This is a genomic window from Thalassobacillus devorans (assembly GCF_900176565.1).
In the GTDB taxonomy this organism is placed as follows: domain Bacteria; phylum Bacillota; class Bacilli; order Bacillales; family Halobacillaceae; genus Thalassobacillus; species Thalassobacillus devorans_A.
The window spans coordinates 114736-138963 of sequence record NZ_FXEH01000003.1 but is presented as its reverse complement, the minus strand read 5'-3'; the positions used below and the strand labels follow the sequence as shown (position 1 = coordinate 138963).

General features: G+C 45.8%; 24 protein-coding genes and 1 pseudogene. 6 read left to right on the top strand and 19 right to left on the bottom strand.

Annotated elements, in window-relative coordinates; translation table 11 throughout:
* The first annotated feature begins 130 nt into the window (after positions 1-130).
* Together B9Y67_RS01355 and B9Y67_RS01350 are read left to right on the top strand one after the other, a co-directional pair.
* Positions 131-700 (top strand): C40 family peptidase, encoded by a 570-nt coding sequence (locus B9Y67_RS01355; protein WP_085505005.1) that lies wholly within the window; start codon positions 131-133, stop codon positions 698-700.
* Positions 701-767: 67 nt separating this feature from the next.
* Complete coding sequence (locus B9Y67_RS01350) at positions 768-1400, top strand: spore coat protein (protein WP_085505004.1); 633 nt, start codon at positions 768-770, stop codon at positions 1398-1400.
* Between the two features lie 70 nt (positions 1401-1470).
* Here the strand turns inward: B9Y67_RS01350 and B9Y67_RS01345 are convergent, their stop codons facing one another.
* The 14 genes and pseudogenes from B9Y67_RS01345 to B9Y67_RS01280 all read right to left on the bottom strand — a co-directional run bounded on the left by B9Y67_RS01345 (position 1471) and on the right by B9Y67_RS01280 (position 15974).
* A complete protein-coding gene (locus tag B9Y67_RS01345; protein WP_085505003.1) occupies positions 1471-2349 on the bottom strand; it encodes an SMP-30/gluconolactonase/LRE family protein in 879 nt (292 codons plus the stop codon).
* A gap of 260 nt (positions 2350-2609) precedes the next feature.
* Positions 2610-3958 (bottom strand): annotated as a pseudogene (locus B9Y67_RS01340) (IS3 family transposase).
* A 499-nt stretch (positions 3959-4457) separates the two neighbouring features.
* Complete coding sequence (locus B9Y67_RS01335) at positions 4458-6038, bottom strand: long-chain-fatty-acid--CoA ligase (RefSeq protein ID WP_085505002.1); 1581 nt, start codon at positions 6036-6038, stop codon at positions 4458-4460.
* 187 nt (positions 6039-6225) lie between these two features.
* On the bottom strand, positions 6226-7431 hold the full coding sequence (locus B9Y67_RS01330) for an acetyl-CoA C-acyltransferase (protein ID WP_085505001.1): 1206 nt from the start codon (positions 7429-7431) through the stop codon (positions 6226-6228).
* The gene (locus tag B9Y67_RS01325; protein WP_085505000.1) at positions 7428-8294 is read right to left on the bottom strand and encodes a 3-hydroxyacyl-CoA dehydrogenase; all 867 of its coding nucleotides are present in this window, start codon (positions 8292-8294) and stop codon (positions 7428-7430) included. Before B9Y67_RS01325 ends, B9Y67_RS01330 begins: the two co-directional genes overlap by 4 nt.
* Before the next feature lie 175 nt (positions 8295-8469).
* Positions 8470-9987, bottom strand: a complete 1518-nt coding sequence (locus tag B9Y67_RS01320) for an aldehyde dehydrogenase family protein (RefSeq protein ID WP_085504999.1) — start codon at positions 9985-9987, stop codon at positions 8470-8472.
* Positions 9988-10056: 69 nt separating this feature from the next.
* Positions 10057-10830, bottom strand: coding sequence for an enoyl-CoA hydratase-related protein (locus B9Y67_RS01315; RefSeq protein ID WP_085504998.1), 774 nt, complete (start codon positions 10828-10830; stop codon positions 10057-10059).
* A 15-nt stretch (positions 10831-10845) separates the two neighbouring features.
* Positions 10846-11622 (bottom strand): enoyl-CoA hydratase/isomerase family protein, encoded by a 777-nt coding sequence (locus B9Y67_RS01310; RefSeq protein ID WP_085504997.1) that lies wholly within the window; start codon positions 11620-11622, stop codon positions 10846-10848.
* The gene (locus B9Y67_RS01305) at positions 11615-11923 is read right to left on the bottom strand and encodes an EthD family reductase (RefSeq protein WP_062438802.1); all 309 of its coding nucleotides are present in this window, start codon (positions 11921-11923) and stop codon (positions 11615-11617) included. The genes B9Y67_RS01310 and B9Y67_RS01305 overlap by 8 nt, the downstream gene beginning before the upstream one ends.
* Positions 11924-11950: 27 nt before the next feature.
* Positions 11951-12448 (bottom strand): 1,2-phenylacetyl-CoA epoxidase subunit PaaD, encoded by a 498-nt coding sequence (paaD, locus tag B9Y67_RS01300; protein ID WP_085504996.1) that lies wholly within the window; start codon positions 12446-12448, stop codon positions 11951-11953.
* A 28-nt stretch (positions 12449-12476) separates the two neighbouring features.
* Positions 12477-13289 (bottom strand): 1,2-phenylacetyl-CoA epoxidase subunit PaaC, encoded by an 813-nt coding sequence (gene paaC / locus B9Y67_RS01295; RefSeq protein WP_254901661.1) that lies wholly within the window; start codon positions 13287-13289, stop codon positions 12477-12479.
* Positions 13286-13642 carry a 1,2-phenylacetyl-CoA epoxidase subunit PaaB gene (paaB, locus tag B9Y67_RS01290; protein WP_085504994.1) on the bottom strand — a complete coding sequence of 119 codons (357 nt, stop codon included), beginning with the start codon at positions 13640-13642 and terminating at the stop codon, positions 13286-13288. Before paaB ends, paaC begins: the two co-directional genes overlap by 4 nt.
* 19 nt (positions 13643-13661) lie before the next feature.
* Positions 13662-14630 (bottom strand): 1,2-phenylacetyl-CoA epoxidase subunit PaaA, encoded by a 969-nt coding sequence (paaA, locus tag B9Y67_RS01285; RefSeq protein WP_085504993.1) that lies wholly within the window; start codon positions 14628-14630, stop codon positions 13662-13664.
* A 384-nt stretch (positions 14631-15014) separates the two neighbouring features.
* Positions 15015-15974, bottom strand: a complete 960-nt coding sequence (locus B9Y67_RS01280; RefSeq protein ID WP_085504992.1) for a LacI family DNA-binding transcriptional regulator — start codon at positions 15972-15974, stop codon at positions 15015-15017.
* A gap of 137 nt (positions 15975-16111) precedes the next feature.
* Here B9Y67_RS01280 and B9Y67_RS20880 point away from each other — a divergent pair, with 137 nt between their 5' ends.
* The gene (locus tag B9Y67_RS20880; RefSeq protein ID WP_254901660.1) at positions 16112-16240 is read left to right on the top strand and encodes a hypothetical protein; all 129 of its coding nucleotides are present in this window, start codon (positions 16112-16114) and stop codon (positions 16238-16240) included.
* On the opposite strand, the gene B9Y67_RS01275 is transcribed toward B9Y67_RS20880, so the two are convergent.
* From B9Y67_RS01275 to B9Y67_RS01260, 4 genes are all read right to left on the bottom strand, one after another.
* Positions 16225-16860, bottom strand: coding sequence for a uracil-DNA glycosylase (locus B9Y67_RS01275; protein WP_085504991.1), 636 nt, complete (start codon positions 16858-16860; stop codon positions 16225-16227). The genes B9Y67_RS20880 and B9Y67_RS01275 overlap by 16 nt on opposite strands.
* A 148-nt stretch (positions 16861-17008) precedes the next feature.
* Positions 17009-17995, bottom strand: coding sequence for a sodium:calcium antiporter (locus tag B9Y67_RS01270; RefSeq protein WP_085504990.1), 987 nt, complete (start codon positions 17993-17995; stop codon positions 17009-17011).
* Positions 17996-18323: 328 nt separating this feature from the next.
* Complete coding sequence (locus B9Y67_RS01265; protein ID WP_085504989.1) at positions 18324-19442, bottom strand: NAD(P)/FAD-dependent oxidoreductase; 1119 nt, start codon at positions 19440-19442, stop codon at positions 18324-18326.
* A gap of 64 nt (positions 19443-19506) precedes the next feature.
* Positions 19507-20010: a GyrI-like domain-containing protein gene (locus B9Y67_RS01260; RefSeq protein ID WP_085504988.1), complete on the bottom strand. Its 504-nt coding sequence runs from the start codon at positions 20008-20010 to the stop codon at positions 19507-19509.
* Positions 20011-20198: 188 nt separating this feature from the next.
* Here B9Y67_RS01260 and B9Y67_RS01255 point away from each other — a divergent pair, with 188 nt between their 5' ends.
* Positions 20199-20492 carry a phospholipase gene (locus B9Y67_RS01255; RefSeq protein ID WP_254901659.1) on the top strand — a complete coding sequence of 98 codons (294 nt, stop codon included), beginning with the start codon at positions 20199-20201 and terminating at the stop codon, positions 20490-20492.
* 45 nt (positions 20493-20537) lie between these two features.
* On the opposite strand, the gene B9Y67_RS01250 is transcribed toward B9Y67_RS01255, so the two are convergent.
* A complete protein-coding gene (locus B9Y67_RS01250; RefSeq protein ID WP_085504987.1) occupies positions 20538-20759 on the bottom strand; it encodes a hypothetical protein in 222 nt (73 codons plus the stop codon).
* Between the two features lie 347 nt (positions 20760-21106).
* Here B9Y67_RS01250 and pflB point away from each other — a divergent pair, with 347 nt between their 5' ends.
* Together pflB and pflA are read left to right on the top strand one after the other, a co-directional pair.
* Complete coding sequence (pflB, locus tag B9Y67_RS01245) at positions 21107-23359, top strand: formate C-acetyltransferase (protein ID WP_085504986.1); 2253 nt, start codon at positions 21107-21109, stop codon at positions 23357-23359.
* Positions 23360-23395: 36 nt separating this feature from the next.
* Positions 23396-24127, top strand: coding sequence for a pyruvate formate-lyase-activating protein (gene pflA, locus B9Y67_RS01240; RefSeq protein WP_085504985.1), 732 nt, complete (start codon positions 23396-23398; stop codon positions 24125-24127).
* Positions 24128-24228: the final 101 nt, after the last annotated feature.

The following is a 24228-nucleotide window of genomic DNA, read 5'->3' as shown; positions in this document are numbered from 1 at the left end:
ACCACCCGCTTGAGGGTGGTTTTTTTGGAAGCTTTTCTAATAAGTACTTTCCATACAGCTCAGTTGAGTTTTATCTCGTCTTCCCATACGATTAATTCACCACCACTTATTAGAAAGAAGGTCGTCATTGATGGGAAAGCTTCCTAGATTAATCACCTTTCTGTTTAGCATAATTGCAGGCACCATTGTCTTCTTAGCCCGCCCGCGCAAGGCAAGGGCTCCAATTGTACACGACAATCCGGAAACATACCCCGGGACGAATGTAGCTATCCTGCCTGGTGACTTGTTGTTTTCACCGATCGGTCAGAGCGAATCCAAGTATGTCGGCCATGTTGGGATTGTGAACCATAACCGGGAAGTTATCCACTCGATACCGTCCGGTCTCATGAAAGACACGATGCACAGCTATTTCCATAAATTCCGCTCCATCACTATCTATTCGCCGAAAGACCCTGACGTAGGCAGGAAAGCCGCCGATTATCTGGAAAACCTTTATGAGAAGTACCCAAAAGCAAATTACCGTATCCGCACACCTCTCGGCAGCACAGATCATGAACAATACTGCACAAAAATTGTTTGGCAATCCTATTATTACGGGGCGGGTGTAAATTTAAGAAACCTTCCTCCCAGCCGGATAGCTATTCACCCAGAGTGGCTGAAAGATAAAAAAGTATTGGAGCGGAAAGCCAGGAACCTCTGAGATCTCATACATGTTTTTCCTTTATTGGCTAAAAATAAGATGGAATTCTTGATATGGAGGGAAAAGCATGCAAAATCAAAATCCAATGAACCAGCCTCAAACGAACGGGACACAACAAGTATCAGCCAATATGGCTCCTAATATGAGTCATGGCGGGCATGAGCTTTTCGACGCGCATGAAGTGATTGGCGGCGTCATCGGTATGCTCAACCAGTATAAAATGTATGAGCAAAATGTTCAGGATCCGGAGCTGAAGGATATTTTAACCCGGCAGGCAAATTTCACTACTGAACTATATAACATCATGACAGAAACCTTTAAAACAGGACAGAAGCCGTCACAATCTACTCACGTCTATAACATGACGCAAGATAATGACGTCGTCTATGGAATGCAGCCAGGCCAGCCGAAAAAGCCCGCTCAAAACCCGTCAGAATTGACGGATGCCGAGTATTCTTCCTTCATGCTTGGCCAGGTAAAAGGACTGGCGTCGACGATGGCCATGACCGCTCTTGAAATGACTAACCCTGTCTTAAGAAGAGTGGTTGCGGACAGCGTACCGAATATGATCGAAATGAGCTACGAGCTATTCTTATATCAGAATAAGCACGGCTATTACCAAGTTCCACAGCTTGCCCAGCAGGATATGACCCAAATGCTGCAAAGCTATGCACCTGCTCCTCAGCAACCTTTAAATTAACTAATACAGAAAAAGGCTGCCAGACGGCAGCCTTTTATATTGATGAAATGATTTGGCGTTACCACAACAGTTACCCTTTAAAAGGGTAACTCGGGGCACCTGTAACTTCGGTTTTCACTTTAAACAACCCGCCTGCGGAAGGGTACTTACGCAGATCCTCTTCTTCCATCCCGACACTTGCTGTCGTAATATACAACTCATTCATTTCCTTTCCGCCAAAGGCACACGAAGTGACATTCAATGCCGGAACAGGGATTGTTCTTAATTGTTCCCCTTTATCGGGGTTCCAGACCGATACTTTGGAACCTCCCCAATGCGCGATCCACAGATTGCCTTCCATGTCGATCGTCATCCCGTCAGGCTTTCCTTCCCCGTCCGGAATTTCCACGACAATAGCGGGGTTCTGGATTGTTCCTGACCCTTGATCATATTCATAACGTACCACCTGCTTTGTCGGTGTATCAATGAAGTACATAAAGTGGTGATCCGGTGACCAGGCCAAACCGTTAGAAGTGCTGACATGATCAACCTTTTTTTCAACTTTCATGTGTGTATCAAGGCAATACAAAGCCCCGTTTTCCGGAATGCCGCTATAACTCATTGTTCCGGCCCAAAAGCGTCCCTCAGGATCACACTTTCCATCATTGAAGCGATTTTCGGTCATGCCTTCCTCTGGATCAATGATCGGGCGGGTTTCTCCCGTTTCTAAGTCCAATGTATAATAGCCATTTTCCATTGCTGCTATGGCTCCGCCGGAATTCCTTGGAACCACCGCACCTAGTCGCTGATCAACTGGAATCTCCCTGTTTTTCCCGGATGAAGGGTCGAAAATATTAACTTTCTTTCCTTCAATGTCGACCCAGTAAAGAACCTGCTGCTCCCTATCCCAGCTCGGCCCTTCTCCTAATTGAGCTTTAGCGTCAAAAACCAGCTCTACATTTCCCAGCATCTTCATTCCTCCTTATCGTTCCTTTCCCCTGCTCTCTATTATAAAAACAATGACTTGTTCGCCAAAATCCCAAGGCAGGCTCTGTTGTGAATTTATCCAATTATAAGACCGTAAAGTCGAAGACTTGATTTCGAGATAGAAGGGGATTCTTTACCATAAAAGAATCAGGGGTGGCTGGGAAACTACTCGCTTTCCTGCGGGGGACCTGGCAAGCCTCCTCAGGCTTCTGAAATGACCCCCTAAAATTGGACACTATGTAATTAAACAGCTTCTTCAAATTTTTCACGGTATTGGACAGGACTCATTCTAAGCTTTGATTTGATTCGTTGGTGATTATAGTCATCCACAAATGCTGTCAGTTCCTCCTTGAAGTGTTCGACACTTTCAAATTCTTTATAATAAAGAAGCTCTGACTTCATGATTCCAAAAAAGTTTTCTATAACCGCATTGTCGTGACAGTTGCCTTTTCTCGACATGCTTTGTGTAATCCCTGCTTCTTGCAGGGTTTGGCGATATTGTGGCATTTGGTAATGCCAGCCCTGGTCGGAATGCATTAATAATTCATCATCATCACTCAAGCGTTCTAAGCCCTTTTCTAACATCTCTTCGACAAGGGAATAAGTCGGGCGCGTACCAAGCGTATAAGAGATGATTTCGCCATTAAAAAGATCAAGAATAGGAGAGAAGTAGAGCTTCTCACCGAATAGCTTGAATTCCGTGATGTCTGTGACCCATTTTTGATTGGGTTTCTCCGCCTGAAATTCCCGGTTCAACAGGTTATCAGCCACTTTTCCGACCCGGCCCTTATAAGATTTATATTTCTTCATTCGTACCCGGCATTGAAGCCCTAACTCTTTCATAAGGCGATATACTTTTTTATGATTCACGTGAATCCCCTGGTTTTGAAGGGCATTTTGAATCCGGCGATAGCCATACTTCCCATCCTGTTCATGATAAATCGCCGTGATTTTCTTCTTCAACTCTTCGTCAGGATCACTCTGGTTCATTCGCCTGATCTAATCGTAATACGTGCTGCGGGAGATCCCCGCCATTTCAACCAATTTTTTGACGGGGAAAGCATGGCTCAATTCGAAGACCGCTTGGACTTTTTGCCTTTCGATGGACTTTTTTTTTCTTCTTCAAGTATGCGGTTCAACGATCTTAAATAGGCGACCTCCATGCGTAAGTATTCCATTTCTTCCTCCACAGATTTAAATGAGGTTGGCTGTTCGTTCTTTTTATTCTTACGAGCTGGCATGAGGAAATCCCCCTTCCGTTTAGACTCAAGGGCTTCCACACCGCCATTCTCCCACTTTCTTTTCCATCTCCGCACCATCGAATAATCGGGAATATGAAAGATGGCAGAAGCCTCGCGAATGGAATACCCTTTCTCCTCAATATACTGAATTACTTTCAGTTTAAAGGCCGGAGAATAGTTTGTATAGGGGGTGGTAAACGCCAGGTCCCCGTGGTATTTCACTAACTTGACCCAATAACGTAAGGCGGAGGAATCCACACCGATCTCTTTCGCTAGTTCGTTATAGCTTATCATCTCGTTTAGATAGCGATGAACAGCCTGGTGTTTTTCTTCTTTCGTAAATGTTTTCAAGATAAGTACCCCCTTAGGTTGGATAAGTGTCCAACGATTGGGGGGCACTTTACTTCGCCTTTGCGGGGTCTTGCCTAGACCCTTCTCCCGCGGGAGTCTCGCAGTTTCCCACCCCCCCATCCGAAGAATGAGAGCAACGAATCCCTGCCATAAACTAAGATGTCTTCCACGTAAATTTGGAACTATGATGCAGGTGATGAGAGCATTTTTTATAAGTTCCCATTGTGTAAAGACTGCATATCGATGTTTCCGTTTTCCCATAAGCGCAAGGAGGGCCGGGGAATTGCGAGACTCCGATGGGAGGATAGTACATGGTGAGATCCCGCAGGGCTTTTGCCCGAGGAAGCTCACCGTACGCCCATGGAAAGCGAGTGATTTCCCGGACCTCCAAGATCTCAAAACCATAACGGAAACAACAGATCTATAAACTGAGCCTTCAAAAAATTTAATAAAACAGCCCCTGATAAGGATGTTATCAGGGGGCTGGGCAAGTATCAATTTAATTGACCATTCGGCCTTTATCTTCCCAGAACGCTTTCCGAATGACGACTTTTTGAATCTTTCCGGACGCGGTTTTGGGCAGTTCGTCCGTAAAGGTAATACTTTTCGGCGCCTTAAAATGGGCCAGCTTTTCACGGCAGAATGCGATGATTTCTTCTTCCGTCAATGTTTCTCCGTCCCTCAGGACAACAACCGCGTGGGGCACCTCTCCCCATTTTTCATTCGGAACAGCCACAACAGCTGCTTCCAGTACAGATGGATGTTCATAGAGAGCACCTTCGACCTCAATAGAGGAAATATTTTCGCCGCCGCTAATGATGACATCCTTCTTCCGGTCAACGATTTCAATATTGCCGCCTTCATCCACGACAGCCATGTCCCCGGTATGCAGCCAGCCGTTACGGATCGTCTCGTTGGTTGCTTCCGTGTTTTTGTAGTACCCTTCCATCATCCCGTTGGTGCGAGTGATGATTTCTCCGATCGCCTTGCCATCATGCGGGACTTCATCACCAAGTTCATCCACGACTTTTACCCTGCTGCCAATCATTTCATAGCCTGCCTTTGCTTTCAGGCGATACCTGTCTTCTGGTGAAAGGTCAAGATCCATGGAGCGTAGTTCAGAGGTTGTAATCAATGGTGAGATTTCTGTCATGCCATACACCTGGACGAATTTCCATTTCAAATCTTCTTCCACTCTTCTGACAAAAGCCGGAGGCGGAGCCGAACCTGCAATGACGACCCGGACGTTCTGCTCAATAGCCGGACGCTCTGCTTCATAAGCTTCGATCACCATATTCAGCACGGTTGGTGCCATATGCAGAATGGATACTTTATGTTTCTCTACTTTTTCCAAAATCAGCTTCGGATCCGTCCTACGGAGCATCACCTGAGTTGCCCCATTAGCTGTATAGTAAAAAGGAGAGCCCCAGCCGTTGACATGGAACATCGGCAGTACATGCAGCAGTGTATCCTGATCAGAGACACGCAAATGATGCATCGTAGAAAGCGCATGCAAATAATTTGCGCGATGACTTAACAACACTCCCTTTGGATTACCGGTTGTGCCACTCGTATATAATAAAGATGCGATATCAGACTCTTCCAGTTCTACCCGGTCAAAGCTATCATTCGAAAAAGTCTCCAGCCATGCTTCATAAGGCAGGCAGCCATCTTTTGCCTCCCCATGTACAATAACCTGCTCCAGGTCCGGAAGCTTTGGCAGGACTTCTTCCACTAACGGATAAAGGTCCTCATCTACGAATAATACTTTGCTTTCACTATGTTCTAAAATAAATTGATAATCAGCCGGCTTCAATCTGGTATTCAATGGCGTCATGATTGCTCCAACCTGAAATACTCCATAGAAACCTTCCAGCATTTCAGTTGTATTAGGTGCCAGATAAGCAACTTTATCCCCTTTTTCCACCCCAAGCGCCTGCAGCCCCCGGGAAAGTTGATTGACACGCTCATTCATCTGCCGGTATGTCAGTACACGTTCATCATCGATGACTGCTGGTTTTTCTCCGTAAAGTTTAACTGCCCGATCTAAGAAATCAGTCAATATTAATGGTACATGCATGGCATCAGCTCTCCCCTTTTTATTATTAAAGCGTTTACATATACTATTGTAATGTTTTACCTGTTATATATCAATAACCCCTGCTTAACCAGCTGTTATATTTACTTTTTTTGTCACATATAAAAGACTTGGCTCGTCACCAAGTCTTCTTTTCTTCCATCCTATTTTGCAATATGGGGAACACTAGCTATGTACGGACATTTTCCACTATAGTAGCGATTCCCTGGCCGACTCCTACACACATTGTCGCCAGCCCATATTGGATATCCCGCTTCTTCATTTCATGGACGAGAGTGGTCAATATCCTGGCACCACTGGCACCCAGGGGATGGCCGAATGCAATCGCCCCGCCATTGACGTTCACTTTCTTTTCGTCCAGCTCGAGCTGGCGGATGCATTCCAAAGACTGGGAAGCAAAAGCTTCGTTCAATTCAATCAGACCTAAATCAGAGATTGATAGACTCGAACGCTTCAACGCTTTTCTGGTCGCATGGATAGGTCCAAGCCCCATCACTTTAGGTTCCAGACCTGCTGCTGCAGATACCACATATTTAGCAAGCGGCTTCAGCCCTAACTCCTCTGCTTTTTCTTTTGACATTAATAATAAAGCTGAGGCTCCGTCGTTGACGCCGGATGCATTCCCAGCTGTAATCGTGCCACCGTCAAATAACGGTTTGAGTTTGCCGAGCTTTTCCAAGCTGGTCTGCGGGCGGGGATGTTCATCCGTATCGATAGTAATTTCATTGCCTTTTCGGTCATGATAAGTGACCGGAACAATTTCTTCCTGGAAGCGCCCGGATTCCATTGCCTGTTTCGCTTTCTGCTGGCTGCCATAAGCGAATTCATCCTGCTCCTCCCGGGGAATCTGATAGCGCTCAGCGACATTTTCCGCTGTTTGCGGCATGCTGTCTGTTCCATATTCTCTAGCCAGCTTATCATTGACAAAGCGCCAGCCGATCGTAGTATCAAACATTTCCTGATTTCCCCTTGGAAAATCATTCTCCGGTTTCCCCATAACAAAAGGAGCCCTGGTCATACTTTCGGTACCACCAGCTATAAACATATCACCTTCGCCCGTCATAATTGCACGAGCTGCATAATTAACCGCGTCAAGGCCTGACCCACATAAACGATTGACCGTTACTCCTGCAACATCGACCGGCAAGCCGGCAAGCAGCGCCGACATCCGGGCAACATTACGATTATCTTCACCAGCCTGATTGGCATTTCCAAGCACAACCTCTTCCAGTTCTTCCACCGGCACGCCAGAATTCCGTTCCAAAAGGGAACGGATGACAATAGCTCCCAAATCATCCGGGCGGACATGCTTCAAAGCACCACGATATCGGCCGATAGGCGTCCTGACAGCATCAACGATGACTACCTCTCTCATTTCAGCACTTCCTTTTCGCGATAGTCATAGACACCACGGCCCGTTTTCCGTCCTAATCTGCCCGCCTTTACATATTGCTCCAGCAACGGAGCCGGTCGGTATTTTTCGCCCAGTTTTTCATGAAGGTACTTCAAGTTGTTCAACCTGGCATCAAGACCGACTAGATCTCCCAGTTCAAAAGGACCCATCGGGTAATTGAGCCCCAGCTTGATCGCTTTATCAATTTCCTCCGGTGTACCGACGCCTTCCTGAAGCATATAAAAGGCTTCATTACCGACCAAAGTACTGATCCTGCTTGTCACAAACCCCGGAAATTCATTCACTACTACCGTTTCTTTCCCCATCTCTTCAGCAACAGTCCGAATCACTTCTGCGGTTTCATCACTTGTCTCCAGTCCTCGTACAATTTCAACCAGTGGCATTTTATAGACTGGATTGAAAAAGTGCATCGCAATCAATTTCTCCGGCCGCTTTGTATAAGAGCCGATTTCCGTTGGACTCATCGTTGACGTATTGGTAGCAAAGTAACAGGTATCTTTGGCGTGCTGATCTACTGTTTCAAAAACCTTACGCTTGATTTCCTGTTTCTCCGGCACCGCTTCGATCACCAAATCGGCATCCGCAACTATCTGCGCTAAATCAGTAGCATAGCTTAATAATCCATGAGCCTGATTACGCTGTTCCGGTGTAATCTTTCCTTTTTCAATCCCTTTATGGAATACTTTCTCCAGTTCGACTTCTGCACTGGCAAGCTGTTCTTCGCTGATATCTACAAGTACCGTCTCATAACCGCCCACGGCACTGACATATGCGATTCCTCTTCCCATCACGCCTGACCCGACGACTACTATTTTTTTGATCACGACCTAACCCCCAGTAATCTATTATTCTCACTTAACAGGCAGCTATTCTGCCTTAACTCACTCCTATTCTGCCCTAACGCAGCAGCATTCCTCCCTGTCTCCCCCGTATTCTTACCCAACGCGATCGAAAGGAGAAGGCTGCCTCAAGGAGACAGCCTTTGTAATTACTGCTTTATCATACGCCGAGCGGATTGATCGGCTTGCTGCCGTAATACGAGATGATACTCTTTGTCTCGGTATATAAATCTAGTGTTTCGACGCATAGCTCGCGGCCGAATCCAGACTGCTTATAGCCTCCGAATGGTGTACCAGGGAATGCAGAGAATGGGCAATTGACCATTACGATACCTGCCTCAATCTGATTGGCTACTCGCGTTGCGCGGCCATGGTCTTTCGTCCAGACTGCCGACCCAAGCCCATAATCACTGTCGTTAGCTAACTTGATCACTTCTTTTTCATCACTGAACTTCATGACGACAACAACTGGTCCGAAGATTTCTTCCTGAACTGCTTTCATATCATGAGTCACATCAGTGATGATCGTCGGCTCATACCAATGTCCGTCTTCATATCCTTCTACTACTCCCGGCTTACCGCCTGCCAATACTGTTGCACCATCTTCCACTGCTGATTTCACATATCCATCGATGACTTCCAGCTGCTGCTTACTGATGATTGCGCCGATATGGGTTTCTTTTTCAAACGGATTACCAAGCTTCAGCTTCTTCGTCTTCTCGACGAATTTTTCCATGAATTCATCGTAGATATCTTCATGGACATATAATCTGGAGCGCGCTTCACAGGACTGTCCGGTGTTGTAGAAGATACCGAACAAGGAACCATCTACTGCGGCATCGATATCGGTGTCATCGAAAACGATGCTAGGAGATTTACCGCCTAGCTCTAGCGTGACACGTTTCAATGTTTCAGAGGCTTTTGCCATGATATCTTTTCCGATAGGAGTAGAACCGGTGAAGGCCACCTTGTCGACATCTGGATGCTCAACTAAATGATTGCCCGCTTCAGAACCTGAGCCAGGCAAGATATTGACAACACCTTCTGGAACGCCTGCTTCGATGCAGATTTCACCCATTACGATGGCAGTCAACGGTGTAAGCGATGCCGGTTTTACGACGACAGAACATCCTGTCGCAATCGCCGGAGCCACTTTCCATGCCGCCATCATCATCGGATAGTTCCAAGGAATGATTTGTGCACATACGCCGACTGGCTCTTTTTCTGTATAGTTATGGAAGGCACCTGGCATATTGTTGACCGTTCCGCGATGGCCGACTATTGCCCCCGCGTAAAACTCAAAATCTTCAATTGCCTGCATGACCTGCCCCTGTGCTGCTGATAGCGTCTTACCTGAATCAAGAATCTCCAACTCTACCAATTCATTGAATCGGGAACGCATGATTCCTGCGATTTTATTCAACGTACGTGAGCGTTTATTGACAGGATAGCGCTTCCATTTTCCATTATCAAAAGCATTACGAGCCGCTGCTACGGCGCGATCAACATCTTCCACGGATGCTTTGTCTACCTGGGCGATCGGTTCTCCTGTCGCCGGGTTGCGGATCTTCAACGTTTCTCCTGTAGAACTTTCTACTCGTTCTCCGTTAATAATCATATGGTAACGGTCACGCTTCATGTCCAGCTGCTCCAACTTTTGCTCTTTTACTTGTGCCATATTTTCTCCACTCCTTTAAAATTAGTTTTCCAGTTTGAACGCTTAATTTTCCACCTTAATCCGTGTTTCCTACTTTCCGCTGAATTCCGGTTTCCGCTTTTGCAAAAATGCTTCGACGCCTTCCTTATAATCGGCGGTCAGCCCGGCAATTCGCTGTCCCTGGGCCTCTTTTTCCAAATACTCATCAAGATCCATCGTCCAGCTCTCTTTCAAGTTACGCTTGATCAGCTGAATCGCTTTTGTCGGCATTGCGGCCAGCCGGCCGGCAAACTGTTCTACTTCTTTACCCAACGACCCTTCCGGCACGACTTTTGTAACCAGCCCGAATTCTTTCGCTTCTTCTGCCGTTACCTTCTCACCAAGAATTGCTAATTCCAGGGCCTTAGCGTGTCCAACCAAACGCGGCAGATAATACAAATTCCCGGCATCAGGTATCAATCCGACATGGATAAACGCCTCGACCATGCTCGCTTTTTCAGAAGCGATCCGGAAATCACAGGCAAGGGCGAGACTCATGCCAGCACCTGCCGCTACTCCATTCAGCGCTGCCACGATCGGCTTGTCACAACGTGCAATTTCTTTAATCATCGGTCCGTAGTAGGCGCGGATGATATCCCCTAAATTGGTTTCTTCATTGACCTCTGATAAGTCCTGACCGGAACAGAATGCACGGCCCTCCCCCGTAATGACCAGGCAGCGGACAGTGTCATCCTTGTCAGCCTGCTTGACAGCCTGCTGCACTTCCTTGTTCATCTGGCCAATGAAAGCATTGAGCTTATCCGGCCGGTTCATTGTTATCCAGGCTATGTTGTTATGTATCTGGTAGTTGATTGTTTCGAACATCTCATCCATCCCTCCTTACTTCCCTTTGAAGTTCGGCCGCCGCTTTTCAATAAATGCCTTCATCCCTTCCTTTTGATCCTCAGAAGCGAATAACAGGTAAAAATTCTTTCTCTCCAGCTGCATCCCTTCGTCCAGTGGCTGATCGACAGCTGTGTCGACAGCTTCTTTGATTAGACGCAGTGACAAAGGCGGCTGGTTTACGAGACGCCGTGCGAATGTTTCCGTTTCTTCCAACAGCAATTCCGGTGCGACGAGTCGGGCTGCGAGACCATAATCATACGCTTGCCGTGCCGTCATTTTATCCCCTGTCCATAACCAGCGCAGCGCGTGGGTTTTCCCTAATAGTTTCGTCAATCGCTGTGTTCCGCCTGCTCCCGGCATCACCCCGATATTCACTTCCGGAAAACCGAAGCTTGCCGTATCTGCAGCAAAAATCATGTCACAGGCCAGTGCCAGTTCAAATCCTCCCCCCAGAGCAAATCCATGAACGGCACAGATAATCGGTTTCTTCACTCTTGCTATTCGGTCCCAATCGGCAAACGGGTTGTTCATTTCAAAATCGACCGGGCCATCGTCAGCCATTTCATCAATGTCAGCACCAGCTGCGAACGCACGCCCTCTTCCGCTTAGCAGAATCACTTTTACGTCTTCATCCCGGTCGAACATTTCCAGAGCTGAAATGACCTCTCTCACCATCCCCCGGTTCAGCGCATTCAGGACTTCAGGTCGGTTCAATTCAATCGATGCCACCTGTTCCTTTACGCTTGTTCGGATGAATGTAAAGTCACTCATTTACTTCTTCTCCTACCATTAACGTGACATAATCACCAGCAAACCCCATCAAATCTTTCCCGGATGCCTTTCCTTCATCGGTTTTCATCGCTTCCTGCAACGCGTCATAACTGTCGTAATACATTTCGCACATCAGGTAGTACTTACCTTCTCCTCCCATCGGAGATCCAGTCACTCTCGTAACCTTCATTTCTCTTAATCCAGGAATTTTCGCGGTAATCGGAGCATGCGTGTTGAAATAATGCTCATCGAACTTTTCTTTATCCTCCGGATGTTTGTAAAGCGCAATCATTTTTACCATTTTTTAATCATCCTTCCCTATTAAAAATCACATCATCGTCGATACAGGTTTCATGGCTTCAAAAGGGTTCTTGCATTGTTTGCAATACAAAATACTGCGGCATGCTGTCGGTCCGAATATATTGTCCATGGTCGTGTAAGTTGATTGACAATAGGGACAGTCCACATGCCAGGCTCCGTCTGGTCCGATTTTTTCTGGCGGAGGGGCGATGCCGAACTCTTTCAGCCGCTCACGTCCTTCAGCAGTCACTCTCTCTGACGTCCACGGCGGATCATATACAAACACCGCAGTGGCGTTCTCCACCCAATCCAATTCGAGCAATTTGTTTTCCACGTTAGCTTTAATAATCTCAAGGGCAGGACACCCCATAAAGGTTGGCAGCATTTTCACTTGAACCGATGAACCATCAACAGTAATTTGTTCTACCATCCCTAAATCAAGCACACTGACGGAATCAATTTCCGGGTCTTTCACCAAGGCAAGCTTTTCGCGGACGGCCTTTTCTAACGTTGTTATGACAGGCATACGATCTCCCCTCCTTTCTGGATGTCAGTTACCAGCTGGCGACTGGATCTTGTTTATACACTTCACTTAATGTAGTAAGCGCGCTGTCTAAGTCTGATGTATGAACGCCACTTCTTCCATCGCCCCGTTTCATCTTCACCGCTGGCAAAGACATTGGCAGCGGGGCAAATACTTTCTCCATCTCACTATTCCAGCGCTGAGTCAGCACTTCTTCTGACTCAATCAGACCAAGCGCGGCCATTTCCTCTCCCTTAGGACCTAACGTCAGGACGCCGCCCATATCTGCAGATACTTTTTCAATGGCATTCTTCATCCGCTCCGGAGCTTCTCCTTTAGCAGTGGCAAGCTGAGTGAACCATGTTTTCCAATGAAGCAAATGATAATATAATTCCATATTGATTTTCACAGCAGCATCTGCCAATGGCTGGTAAGAAGAATTTTTCAACGACTCCATTCGGATTTTCTTTGCCTGAGCGTAAAAATAATGACGTACCACAGTGAAAGCCCAATCATATAGCGGCTTCTTCAAATAATGACCTGGCCCATTCACTTCCTCCAGCAGGACGGCATTCTTCCGCTGTGATGCTTCCCGGCCATGAGCTAAGGCATCAGCATTCCCTTCCCCTAAGTCTTCTAACAACTGATAATAGATGGCCGCATGCCCCATCGTATCCTGGTTGATCGATGAAAAAGCGACATCTTCTTCGATATGGGGAGCTAGCCCCAACCATTCCGAGCCGCGAAAAGCGATGATGAAATCGTCATCGGCCAGCTGGTACAACAATTCCATCAGAGTTGCTCGATAATTTTGGTCAGCTTTTGCTTCCTGGGCAGACTTCATTGTTTCTCGTCCCCTCCCCATGACAAAATTTCCTTTTCATCTAAAATGTTCTGTTCGTAATGACGCCATTTTTTCTTCAGGTAACCATATCCTTTGGTTGTTCGGTATTCCTTGTTGTCCAATCGTTGCAATGACTCTTTTTCTTCCTGTGTCATTTTCCTGACATTGGACCTTTTCACAACCCAGATATCCGCGACAGGCTGTCTCCGCATGAAATTCTCCTGCGCCATAACAAGCGCGATCTCTTCATTTGGCGCCAATAGGCTGAACTGATGCTGGACCTGGTCTCCATTCGACTTACTGCTGAAAACTTCAAATTCCTGATAAAAATCACGTCCATTATTCGTCGTCATTTCCATCCCCCCGTCTTTTTTACACGACTGCGCCGTCTGGACTTAATGCTTCACGTACCCACGCATTATTTTCATAAGCAGTAATTCTCAAATCCAGACGATCTTTTGATTTAGGACCGTTATTTCGTACAATCTCTTTAAATTTTTTCCAATCCGGCTGACGGTACACCCACTGTCCCTTCTCCTTATCGTAATGGAGCGTTTCATCCGGAATTGTCAAACCAAGGGAAAGCACTCTAGGGATATATTTATCCAGGAAATCCTGACGCAGCTCTTCATTTGTCTTTGTCCGGATACGATACTTGATTGTCGTATCCTGCTTCGAAGCCCCCGTCGTACTGGCGCTTGCCGGACCAAAGAACATCAGTAATGATTCCCACCAGCGGTCAATGGCATCCTGAATCAACGGGCGCTGTTCTTCTGTTCCTTCTGCCAGTGCCATGATGATTGCCTCTCCATGCTGGGCATGAAAAACTTCCTCTGCACAAATACGTTTCAACGCCCTGGCATACGGTCCGTAAGACGCTTTCAGCATATTGGTTTGGGTAATAATCGCCGCGCCATCAACCAGCCAGCCGATCAACCCAGCGTCTCCCCAGGTGGGAGCCGGCATATGAAAGACATTATGAAACTTTAAATCGCCGCGAAATAAATCTTGCATAATTTCTTCCCTTGTTTTTCCCAGTGGTTTCATCAAGTCTTCCGCTACCCTCAACAGCAGCTGCCCATGGCCCATTTCATCCTGCACTTTAGCCATGATCCCCAATTTCCTTCGCAATGATGGAGCTTTTGGCACCCATTCTTTCTCAGGAAGTGCCCCCATGATTTCACTGATTCCATGCATAGATATCAATTTAATCAATGTCATCCGGTAGTCGTCGGGCATCCAGTCATCCGCTTCAATCTTATCTCCTTTCTCAATCCGCTCCATAAAATGAGCGTGTTTTTCTTCTTCAGATAGACGATCATAGGATAAAGTCGTCGACATATCTTTACCTCCTTTATAATCATTACGATTCACAAACGTTTCAGTTAAAACTGTAATTGTTGATTGCTGAATGTTTCCATGTCGTTTAACCTTCCTTCAAGCAAGTACAAGTAGTTTGAATAAGAAAAGGTTATTGGATTATGTACGAAGTGCAACAATCTCATTTATATAACGTTAAAAAATCGTAACGATAAATATGTGTCATATTGTTTAACATAACGATACCGTGACAATAGTAAAAAGTCAATACGTTTTCAGAAAATTATAAAGAATACAAAACTAGGAAGAGCTGAACCGTCTGTGGAGAACGATGTAACGAGAGATTTAGGAAATAAATATAAAAGCAGCCGCTCATTCGATTTGAGCAGCTGCTTTACTAGTTTCTTATACGGTTTTTCGTTCAATAAGCCGGAAAGGCAATGCCTTGTGAACAACCTGGTCACTTTTTGCTTGCCTGAATGCCTCAGCTCCGATTTCATGAAGCGGTAGCCGGATGGTAGTGATTTGTAATGCCTCTGCTAAAGGCTGGTCGTCAAATCCAACAATAGCAAGCCTTTCAGGAACGGTTATCCCCATTTTTTCAGCTTCTAACAGAAGACCTGAAGCTACCAGATCATTGGTTACGACAAGAGCTGTTGGTGCGTCCTCGAGTTTCGTCCATTCCTGAAGCACGCGGGCACCATCTTCCATATGTAAACATTTCTCAAAAATCCATTTATCTCTCACAGGTTCTCCAATCTTTTCCAGCTGATCGCAATAGGCTTCATGTCTTTTTTGACTATTGCTGCCTTTTCTCCTGCTTATACAATAGCCGATTTTCCTGTGTCCCTTTTCCATTAACACGTTCATTCCCAGTTGAAAAGCCTGGTAATGGTCAATAAAGATAGTCGATATCTCTTCGTCCAGTTTATTTTCACAAGCTACTACCGGTCCATAGGTACGATATTCTTTCAGGACGTACCACGGTGAATTCCTCGAAGTGAAAATTACGCCATCGACCTGTTTGAGACGCAGCATGTCCAGCGCTTCGATTTCTTTTTCCGCTTCATAATTCGTCTGGATGACCATCAGCTTGTAACCGTCACCTTCCGCCGCATCTGCAATCCCTTCCAGCAGTCTGCTGAAATAAGGATGATTGATATAAGGGAGGACCACACCAATCACAGATGTCTTCCCTTTGGAAAGATGGACCGCATTAATGTTCTGCTGGTAATCAAGCTGCTCCACAGCTTCCCATACCGCTTTTCTTTTGTCTTCTTTCACATAGGGGTGGTTGTTAAGCACACGGGAAACGGTAGTGACTGATACATTGGCAACTTTTGCGATATCACGGATATTGCTCATCCCTTCCCCTCCTTTTTCCAAAGCCTCCCCAGCGCCTCATGGGAAAAACTTCATCTTCACTAATCCATTTAAAAATAACCCTTGCTCTGAAACGCGTTTCATAACTTAAAGTATAACCAACAAAGGAGGTGGAAAACATGGTCGGCATACTTGTCTTGCTTATGATGTGTCTCGTAGTACTTGCCGGAGCACATGTTGTCGTAAAAAATCCAACCTCGGCTGAACCGCACAGCATCGAGGATTTCCAAGATTATTTCATTAAGTGATCTTTTACCCGGTCGAGTGCCTGATAAATTTCATCTTTGATCACCGGGTTATAAAAAACCGCCGCGGGATGGTACAACGGAATAATTGTGTAGGATTTTTCCGTATAGGTATAGTCTTTCCCATTGGCTTCTTTTAACTTCTTCACCGGCGTTTCTATTGTGCTACCGACAATTTCGGTCATTTTATCTTTTCGGCCCGTCAACCGTTCATAAGCGACACTGCCAAGCGCAATGATTAAACGTGGATTCATCTTAGCGATTTGGTAATCGAGGATGGGGGCATGAGCCAGAATTTCCTTTTGATTCGGCTTCCGGTTGGCCTTACGCTTCCCTCCTGTCCCTTTCTTGTTCGTCTTGACCCATTTATATGGCCTGCTGCGAACCGCACTGGTAATATAGACATCCTCCCGGGTCAATCCCAAATACTCCAATTGTTTGTCCAACTCTTTGCCGGCGCGTCCGATGAACGGTTTTCCTTCCACGGCTTCTTTTTCACCAGGTGCTTCACCGACAATCATGATATCTCCACTTTCATTCCCGGCACCGATGACCAGCCCTTCGGTATCATAGGGGGCAATTCGTTCTTCCGCAAGTTTCACTAATTCTTCTGGTAATTCCATCTCTATCACCTTCACAACTTCAAGTTAATGGCCTCTTTAAGCGGTTTTTACCCTTCCTGACACCATCCAAAACCGTACGCTATCCCCCTATTTTTCTTAAGGTAGCACAAAAAAGCGCAAGAGAGACCATGCCCCTTACGCATTCGTTTTATTTCATTAAAAACATCAGTATGATAGCAGCTAAATATACTCCTGAAATCAGTAAGGATGGATAGATGTAACCGAAGGTAGTACGACGCTGCTTTCTGGTAATATTATATAAAATTAACAAAACGATCACGATGGTACTGCCACTGGTGACAAGGTGAGTGGGCGCAGCATGCTGAAATAGGTTGTTTCCAAAGTAAACGGCATCCGTGAAGGAAAGCAGCATCACGTTGAAAGCACTGCTTCCAAGCATAGAACTTACCGCCATGTTGTAATTTCTTAACTTTAACACCGTTGCCACACTTACCGCATCAGGCAAAGAAGTACTTGCTCCGACCAGGATCGATCCTATAAATGTTGTGCCCAGACCGGTGATTTGGGCAATCTGGTCAGCCGTTACCGTCAACACGGAGCCGGCAATCATAATCAACACTCCGTACAAAAGAAACCGGGAAACCACCTGATTTTTAGTATGGTCATCAAAACGGCGATTTTCCCTCGACCTGCGCTTCACCTTTTCCTCAGAACGGCTGTTAATCCATTTGATTCCTCCGAAATATAGTAAGACGAGAACTACAGAAGTATAACCAACATGATAAATACCCTCAGGCAAGGTCAGGGACAACGCAATCATGACCACCATTGTCATGACAATCAATAGATAACTGTATAATTTACTTTCCTTGTTTGTATGCCACATGATCTGTTGTCTTCGATAATGAATATCCAATAAAGCCAATGCAAATAGATTGAATAAATTACTTCCAAGTAAATTACCAATAGCCAGATCCGGACTATCAATAATGATGGCGGTAGCACTCGCCGTTAGCTCTGGCAACGAGATAGCTACCCCAATCAATATACCGACAAAAGCAGAGGATGCTTTCGTCTTCTCTTTCACTCCATCACCATAGCTTGCCAGCTGAACTGCCAGGTAATAAGCAGCTATAGCGGAAAGTAGAAATAATACAAACATTAATATATCCATAAACTAACCCCTCGTTATTGTCGTTAACCCTATACCATTACCACCGCTATACCTTTGTAAAACCAGCTAAACTTTCCCAAATCAGAATTTTACCAAAAGAGCCTTCTTCAACAACAAGCCCCAAAAGTCGAAGACTTGTTCTCGAGATGTATGCCTGGATAACGGTCCGTTGGGGAACGACTCCCTTTCCAATCATGGTAACGGACCTACTATCTCGAAACCGAGTCCTCAGTAAAAGGGAGAATATATGTAAAAGTATCGTGAAGATTCACGTAAAAAGGAGGTACCCTTCTACTTAGAAGTGTACCTCTCTATAAAAATCTTAACCTTATTGATCAAGAGCTTCTGCAACGTCGTAGTCATCAGGAGACAGTTCCGTCTCTTCCCCTGATGCCAGCCTGGCAAGTTCGGCTCCCAGATATGGGCCTACGGTAAGGCCTGATGCACCTAAACCATTTGCCATGAGGACACCTTCCAATCCCGGCACAGCACCGAATACAGGTAGAAATCCAGGCGTGAACGGCCGGAACCCTACCCTTGCTTCCAGCATGGAACTATCTGTTAAGCCAGGTGCTATCTTCAGGGCTTTATCAAATATCTCATGCAGCCCGCCGGCAGTTACACGACAATCAAAGCCTGCTTCATCCTCATGCGTCGCACCAACAACGATACGCCCCTTTTCAAAGGCAAGCATGTATTGAGCCGTCGGCGGCATAACTACGGGCCATGCGCTTGTGTCTGCTTCCGGGATTTCTAAATGTACAATTTGCGCACGCTGGCCCGTGATCTTAAGATTCACTCCCAGCGGCCGGAATAATTCCGCACCCCAGGCTCCAGCAGTGACGATCGTTTTATCGGCCATGAGCCGTTCGTCGCCCGTATCTACTCCAATTACATAATTACCTTCTTGAACCAAGGAAGCATTGGCAGGACGAAAATCAGCACCATTTTTCACTGCAGCGCTGATCAGGGCATGACGAAGTGCTTTTCCGTTGACTCTGGCTCCACCGCTGACATGGACCGCTCCATAATCTTCCGACAACGGGGGAAACAGCGCTTTTGTCTCTTTCGGTGATAAGCGAGTGATCGTCCCGATTTCCGGAGCGTCCTCCCTCCGCTGATAAGCCCGTTGTTCCATTTTATCCAATTTTTCCTCATCCGTATGGAGGCTGATCGCCCCGACTTTTTCATAACCTGTTTCTGTTTCCCCGTCCTCTTTCAATCGATCGATTAGCTCAGGGTAGTACCTGGCCCCTCCTTTTGCAAGACGGTACCATTTCTTATTACGGCGTTGTGTAAGCCATGGGCATACGATACCGGCAGCTGCATCTGTCGCCTGTCCCGGTTCGTTACGATCAATTAAAGTAACCTCCGCTCCTGTTTTAGCTAGATGATAGGCAGTAGACGCACCAAGGATCCCTGCCCCGACGACAATATAGGATTGCATGTGAAACACCTTTTCTTTGTTGTGTCTTATCATCTAGCTATTCTACAAGACATGGCTTAGAGACTCAATCTTGAGCAGTCATTCTCTTTACCGGCAGATAAAGCGTGAATTTCGTGTTGGCTCCTGTATAAGGCTCATAGCGTTCAAAGCCATATCCGCTTATTTGTTCATATCCATTATCATTAATCCATTTGTGCAAAAAAGGATAAGGGTCAAAATTGTGTTCGTCAGGATCATAATCCAAGGCAGCGTAGTCTTGTTCATCAAACGTTCGGGACACCATGCCTGAAGGCAGGTTATCATGCCCGTCCACTTCGACTGCAGCGATCCATGTGAATGGCTCGGTGTCCGGATTCCAGTCTTCAGGATCGATAAATACACCATAAGATACCGGCGCATTCAGGCGATTTTCAATGGTGATCATTTGTTTCGTATGGAATTCTTCCATAAGCCTTGGAATCCTCACGTCCTTCTCGACCATCGTCGTTTCACAAGCTGCTCCCATCACTTTGAAACTTTCCAATTTGACTATTTTCGGCTCTGTCAATGTCTTTATTTTTCCGCCCATGTCGAATCTCCTCCTTTTTTAGAGAAGTTCTAGACAGAGACCACAATTCCTTCCAGCTAATGTAAAATCATTCTTATTCCCTATGAAAATGAAACATTCGCCCTGCACCACTTTTTTCTAGCCTGATGCTCTCCCCTTTTTCCGCACTTGCACATATCCTAATTAAAATGACGATAGGAGGAAAAGAAATGTATGAACACCCGGAAAATCATCTGATGGAAAGAGGCCTCTGCATCTTTCCTGGCTATAAATGGTGCGGACCGGGTTGCAGCGGACCTGGCGCGCCAGTGAATGGGGTGGATATGTGCTGTATGTATCATGATATTTGTTACCAGCAGTATGGTCCTTCGTGCTACTGCGATCGTGCTTTCATGGAGTGCCTTCGAACCAGAATCAACCCTTACACTCTAGAAGGAAGGCAAGCACGCACGATTTATAACTATATGAAATTCCAACAGCTGTTCACCTGTTTGCTTGGATAAAAAAAGAGTAAAACGACTTCTACCTGGTCGCTTTACTCTTTTTCATTATTTAATGATTGGATCTTTTTGTTCCGCCCGCTGTTTATTAATTGCTTCACGGACATGATATAGTTCAGCGAATATCGCCGTTAGTAAAACAGTAATGATACTTAGGAAAGATGAATAAATGCCGAACTGTACATCTCCAATCAATAGCCCAATCATCAATCCGACAAATACGCCAATTCCCACATAGAGTAATATTTTTTGAAAAGTCACCGAGTACATCCAATCTCTCCTTCTCTGTCTACGATTCTACTTCTACTTTTCCATACCCTTTCAAACGGGGGTTTAACACTTAGACCTTCCTCATTATAAGAAGGTTTTGCATCTTCCCTAGAATTATGAATTTATTGACCAAAATTTAATGATATTAGCCAAAATCCAGATTTGTTAGCTAAACCCAGGATATATAGGCTTTTTTAATTTTATTGGTTATACCAACATTTTATTGGCCAGCTCGACCTATTGGAAAAAGTTCACACAATATCCAAATGTGAAACAATTCACAAACATACTTTTCATTTACAATAATTACATAAAGCTATAGCAAAAAAGGAAAGGAAGCGATTAGGATGACGACTTTAACAGGTCTTCCACAAGCATGGAGAACTTTTATAGATGGAAAATGGCGAGACGAAATTGATGTCCGGGATTTTATTATTCATAACTATTCCCTTTACACAGGAGATGAAGCATTCCTCGCCGGACCCACCGATGATACCACAAGATTATGGAAGCAAGTAATGGAACTGACTGAGGAAGAACGCGAGCGTGGCGGCGTGTGGGATATGGATACAAAAATCCCATCTTCCATTACCTCGCACCGCCCGGGATATCTGAATAAGAACCTTGAGAAGGTGGTGGGCGTTCAGACAGACTCCCCTTTCAAAAGGTCGATGCAGCCATACGGCGGTATCCGAATGGCAAAGCAATCCTGCGAGTCTTACGGTTATACACTCGATGAAGATACCGAAAAAATTTTTACCGATTACCGGAAAACACATAACCGGGGTGTCTTTGATGTTTATACACCTGAAATGAAATTGGCGAGAAAAGTAGGAATTATCACAGGACTTCCTGATGCTTATGGCCGCGGCCGTATTATCGGTGACTACCGGAGGGTCCCCCTTTATGGAGTGGATTTCCTTATTGAAAAGAAACAGCAGGACTATCATCAGCTTGGGGCAGATGGAGCTATGTCTGAAGAAGTCTTGCGCGATCGGGAAGAGCATGCCGAACAAATCCGCGCCCTTCATGAATTAAAAGAAATGGCAGCAAGCTATGGTTTTGATATTTCCCGCCCTGCCATCAATGCCCGCGAAGCATTTCAATGGCTGTACTTCGCTTACTTAGCGGCAATCAAAGAACAGAACGGTGCTGCGATGAGTCTTGGCCGTGTATCTACTTTCCTGGATATTTATATCGAACGGGATATAAAGGAAGGTGCGTTGACAGAGCAAGAGGCGCAAGAATTAATCGATCATTTTGTCATGAAGCTGCGGTTAGTCAAATTCGCACGTACACCAGAATACAACGAACTCTTCAGCGGAGATCCTACCTGGGTAACAGAATCTATCGGCGGTCTGACTGTCCATGGAGATCCAATGGTCACCAGGAGTTCCTTCCGATTTTTGCATACGTTGACAAACCTGGGACCTGCACCTGAACCTAACTTGACAGTTCTCTGGTCTGAAAAGCTCCCGGAAAGCTTTAAGCAATACTGCGCGAAGGTTTCGATTAAATCCAGCTCCATTCAATATGAAAATGACGACATCATGCGGAAGCACTATGGTGATGATTATGGAATTGCCTGCTGTGTCAGCGCGATGGAAATCGGGAAGCAGATGCAATTCTTCGGTGCCCGTGTCAATTTGGCAAAAGCGCTGCTTTACGCCATAAACGGCGGAGTAGACGAAGTCATGCATGTTCAGATGACCCCTCCTTTCCGTCCGGTCACAGCTGATATTCTGGAGTACGAGGAAGTGCGGGAGAAATACGATCAAGTCCTCGATTGGCTTGCTAAATTATATATGAATACGCTGAATGCCATCCACTACATGCATGATAAATATGCCTATGAACGAATTGAAATGGCTCTCCATGATCCAAAGATATTAAGGACTATGGCTGGAGGAATAGCTGGATTAAGTGTCGTTGCTGATAGCCTAAGTGCAATTAAGCACGCAAAAGTCCATGTCATCCGCGATCAAAATGGCCTGGCCGTCGACTATGAAGTCGCCGGTGATTATCCAAAGTATGGCAATAACGACAAACGCGTCGATGATATTGCCGTAGATATCGTCAAAACCTTTATGAACAAGTTCAAACAACACAAAGCCTATCGCGGTGCAACACCGACTATCTCCATTTTAACCATTACATCCAATGTGGTTTACGGAAAGAAAACAGGCAGCACACCGGACGGCCGTAAAGCTGGTACACCTTTTGCACCGGGAGCAAACCCACTTCATGGACGAGATGAATCAGGAGCGCTCGCATCTTTGAACAGTGTCGCAAAAATCCCTTATGAATATGCGCTGGACGGTATTTCTAACACGTTCAGTTTTGTACCAAAAGCACTCGGACGCACCTTGAATGACCGTGTCGACAACCTGGTTTCCATCCTGGACGGCTATGCCATAAAGGAAGGACACCATTTGAACATCAATGTTTTCGAGCGGGAAACGTTGATGGACGCGATGGAACATCCAGAAAAATATCCACAGCTGACGATACGTGTTTCCGGCTATGCCGTCAACTTCATCAAACTGACCCGGGAACAACAGTTAGACGTTATCAATCGTACATTCCATGAAAAAATATAGTTCTTTATCGTTTAGTAGAATCAGGGAGGTATTTTTATGAACGGTCGTATACACTCAATCGAAACTTGCGGAACAGTTGACGGGCCCGGACTCCGATACGTTATCTTTACCCAGGGATGCCTGCTGAGATGCCAGTTTTGCCATAATCCTGACACCTGGAACCGAAACGGAGGGACGGAGAAATCAGTCGATGAAATTATAGAAGATATCAAGGAATACCTCCCTTATATCAAAGCAAAAGGTGGCATAACCGTCAGTGGCGGTGAGCCGTTGCTGCAAATTGATTTTTTGACGGAACTCTTCCAAAGGTGCAAGGAGCTCGGCATCCATACAGCCATCGATTCCTCGGGCGGTTGCTTCAGCAGTTCTCCTGCGTTTTCAGCTAAGATGGAGGTACTCTTGAAGTTCACGGATTTAGTGTTGCTCGACCTGAAGCAGATGGACGCTGATAAACACAAGTCACTGACCGGCATGACTAATAAGCAAATCCATGACTTCGCCCGCTTATTAGCTGAAAAAGACATTCCAGTCTGGATCAGACGCGTGCTTATTCCCGGGCTTACTAATGAAGCGGAGGAACTACAACAACTAAAAGAATTTGTCGATGGATTAGGTAACGTGGAAAAATTAGAAGTACTTCCTTATCACACCATGGGGGTCTACAAATGGGAACACCTCGGGTTAGAGTATCCCCTCGAAGGCTATCGTCCCCCTTCCGAGCAAGAAATGGAACAGGCAGAACATATCTTACAACCCGCTTCCTTTTGAGGAAGCGGGTTTTTTTCATGACCAAGTATCAGGATCAAAAATACGATCATTGCCCCCTCCGTCTAGAGACCGATGCCATTTACCTTAAATGATTGATGTGA

Bases quoted from the DNA above. Each gene is read 5' to 3' on its own strand.
- B9Y67_RS01250 (WP_085504987.1), bottom strand. From the start codon at position 20,759: ATGTACTCGGTGACTTTTCAAAAAATATTACTCTATGTGGGAATTGGC.
- B9Y67_RS01320 (WP_085504999.1), bottom strand. From the start codon at position 9,987: ATGGCACAAGTAAAAGAGCAAAAGTTGGAGCAGCTGGACATGAAGCGT.
- B9Y67_RS01350 (WP_085505004.1), top strand. From the start codon at position 768: ATGCAAAATCAAAATCCAATGAACCAGCCTCAAACGAACGGGACACAA.
- pflB (WP_085504986.1), top strand. From the start codon at position 21,107: ATGACGACTTTAACAGGTCTTCCACAAGCATGGAGAACTTTTATAGAT.
- B9Y67_RS01255 (WP_254901659.1), top strand. From the start codon at position 20,199: ATGTATGAACACCCGGAAAATCATCTGATGGAAAGAGGCCTCTGCATC.
- B9Y67_RS01330 (WP_085505001.1), bottom strand. From the start codon at position 7,431: ATGAGAGAGGTAGTCATCGTTGATGCTGTCAGGACGCCTATCGGCCGA.
- B9Y67_RS01355 (WP_085505005.1), top strand. From the start codon at position 131: ATGGGAAAGCTTCCTAGATTAATCACCTTTCTGTTTAGCATAATTGCA.
- paaB (WP_085504994.1), bottom strand. From the start codon at position 13,642: ATGACGACGAATAATGGACGTGATTTTTATCAGGAATTTGAAGTTTTC.
- B9Y67_RS01270 (WP_085504990.1), bottom strand. From the start codon at position 17,995: ATGGATATATTAATGTTTGTATTATTTCTACTTTCCGCTATAGCTGCT.
- B9Y67_RS01280 (WP_085504992.1), bottom strand. From the start codon at position 15,974: ATGAGCAATATCCGTGATATCGCAAAAGTTGCCAATGTATCAGTCACT.
- B9Y67_RS01310 (WP_085504997.1), bottom strand. From the start codon at position 11,622: ATGAGTGACTTTACATTCATCCGAACAAGCGTAAAGGAACAGGTGGCA.
- B9Y67_RS01305 (WP_062438802.1), bottom strand. From the start codon at position 11,923: ATGGTAAAAATGATTGCGCTTTACAAACATCCGGAGGATAAAGAAAAG.
- B9Y67_RS01335 (WP_085505002.1), bottom strand. From the start codon at position 6,038: ATGCATGTACCATTAATATTGACTGATTTCTTAGATCGGGCAGTTAAA.
- B9Y67_RS01315 (WP_085504998.1), bottom strand. From the start codon at position 10,830: ATGTTCGAAACAATCAACTACCAGATACATAACAACATAGCCTGGATA.
- paaA (WP_085504993.1), bottom strand. From the start codon at position 14,630: ATGTCGACGACTTTATCCTATGATCGTCTATCTGAAGAAGAAAAACAC.
- B9Y67_RS20880 (WP_254901660.1), top strand. From the start codon at position 16,112: ATGGTCGGCATACTTGTCTTGCTTATGATGTGTCTCGTAGTACTTGCC.
- B9Y67_RS01265 (WP_085504989.1), bottom strand. From the start codon at position 19,442: ATGCAATCCTATATTGTCGTCGGGGCAGGGATCCTTGGTGCGTCTACT.
- pflA (WP_085504985.1), top strand. From the start codon at position 23,396: ATGAACGGTCGTATACACTCAATCGAAACTTGCGGAACAGTTGACGGG.
- paaD (WP_085504996.1), bottom strand. From the start codon at position 12,448: ATGCCTGTCATAACAACGTTAGAAAAGGCCGTCCGCGAAAAGCTTGCC.
- B9Y67_RS01345 (WP_085505003.1), bottom strand. From the start codon at position 2,349: ATGCTGGGAAATGTAGAGCTGGTTTTTGACGCTAAAGCTCAATTAGGA.
- B9Y67_RS01260 (WP_085504988.1), bottom strand. From the start codon at position 20,010: ATGGGCGGAAAAATAAAGACATTGACAGAGCCGAAAATAGTCAAATTG.
- B9Y67_RS01275 (WP_085504991.1), bottom strand. From the start codon at position 16,860: ATGGAATTACCAGAAGAATTAGTGAAACTTGCGGAAGAACGAATTGCC.
- paaC (WP_254901661.1), bottom strand. From the start codon at position 13,289: ATGAAGTCTGCCCAGGAAGCAAAAGCTGACCAAAATTATCGAGCAACT.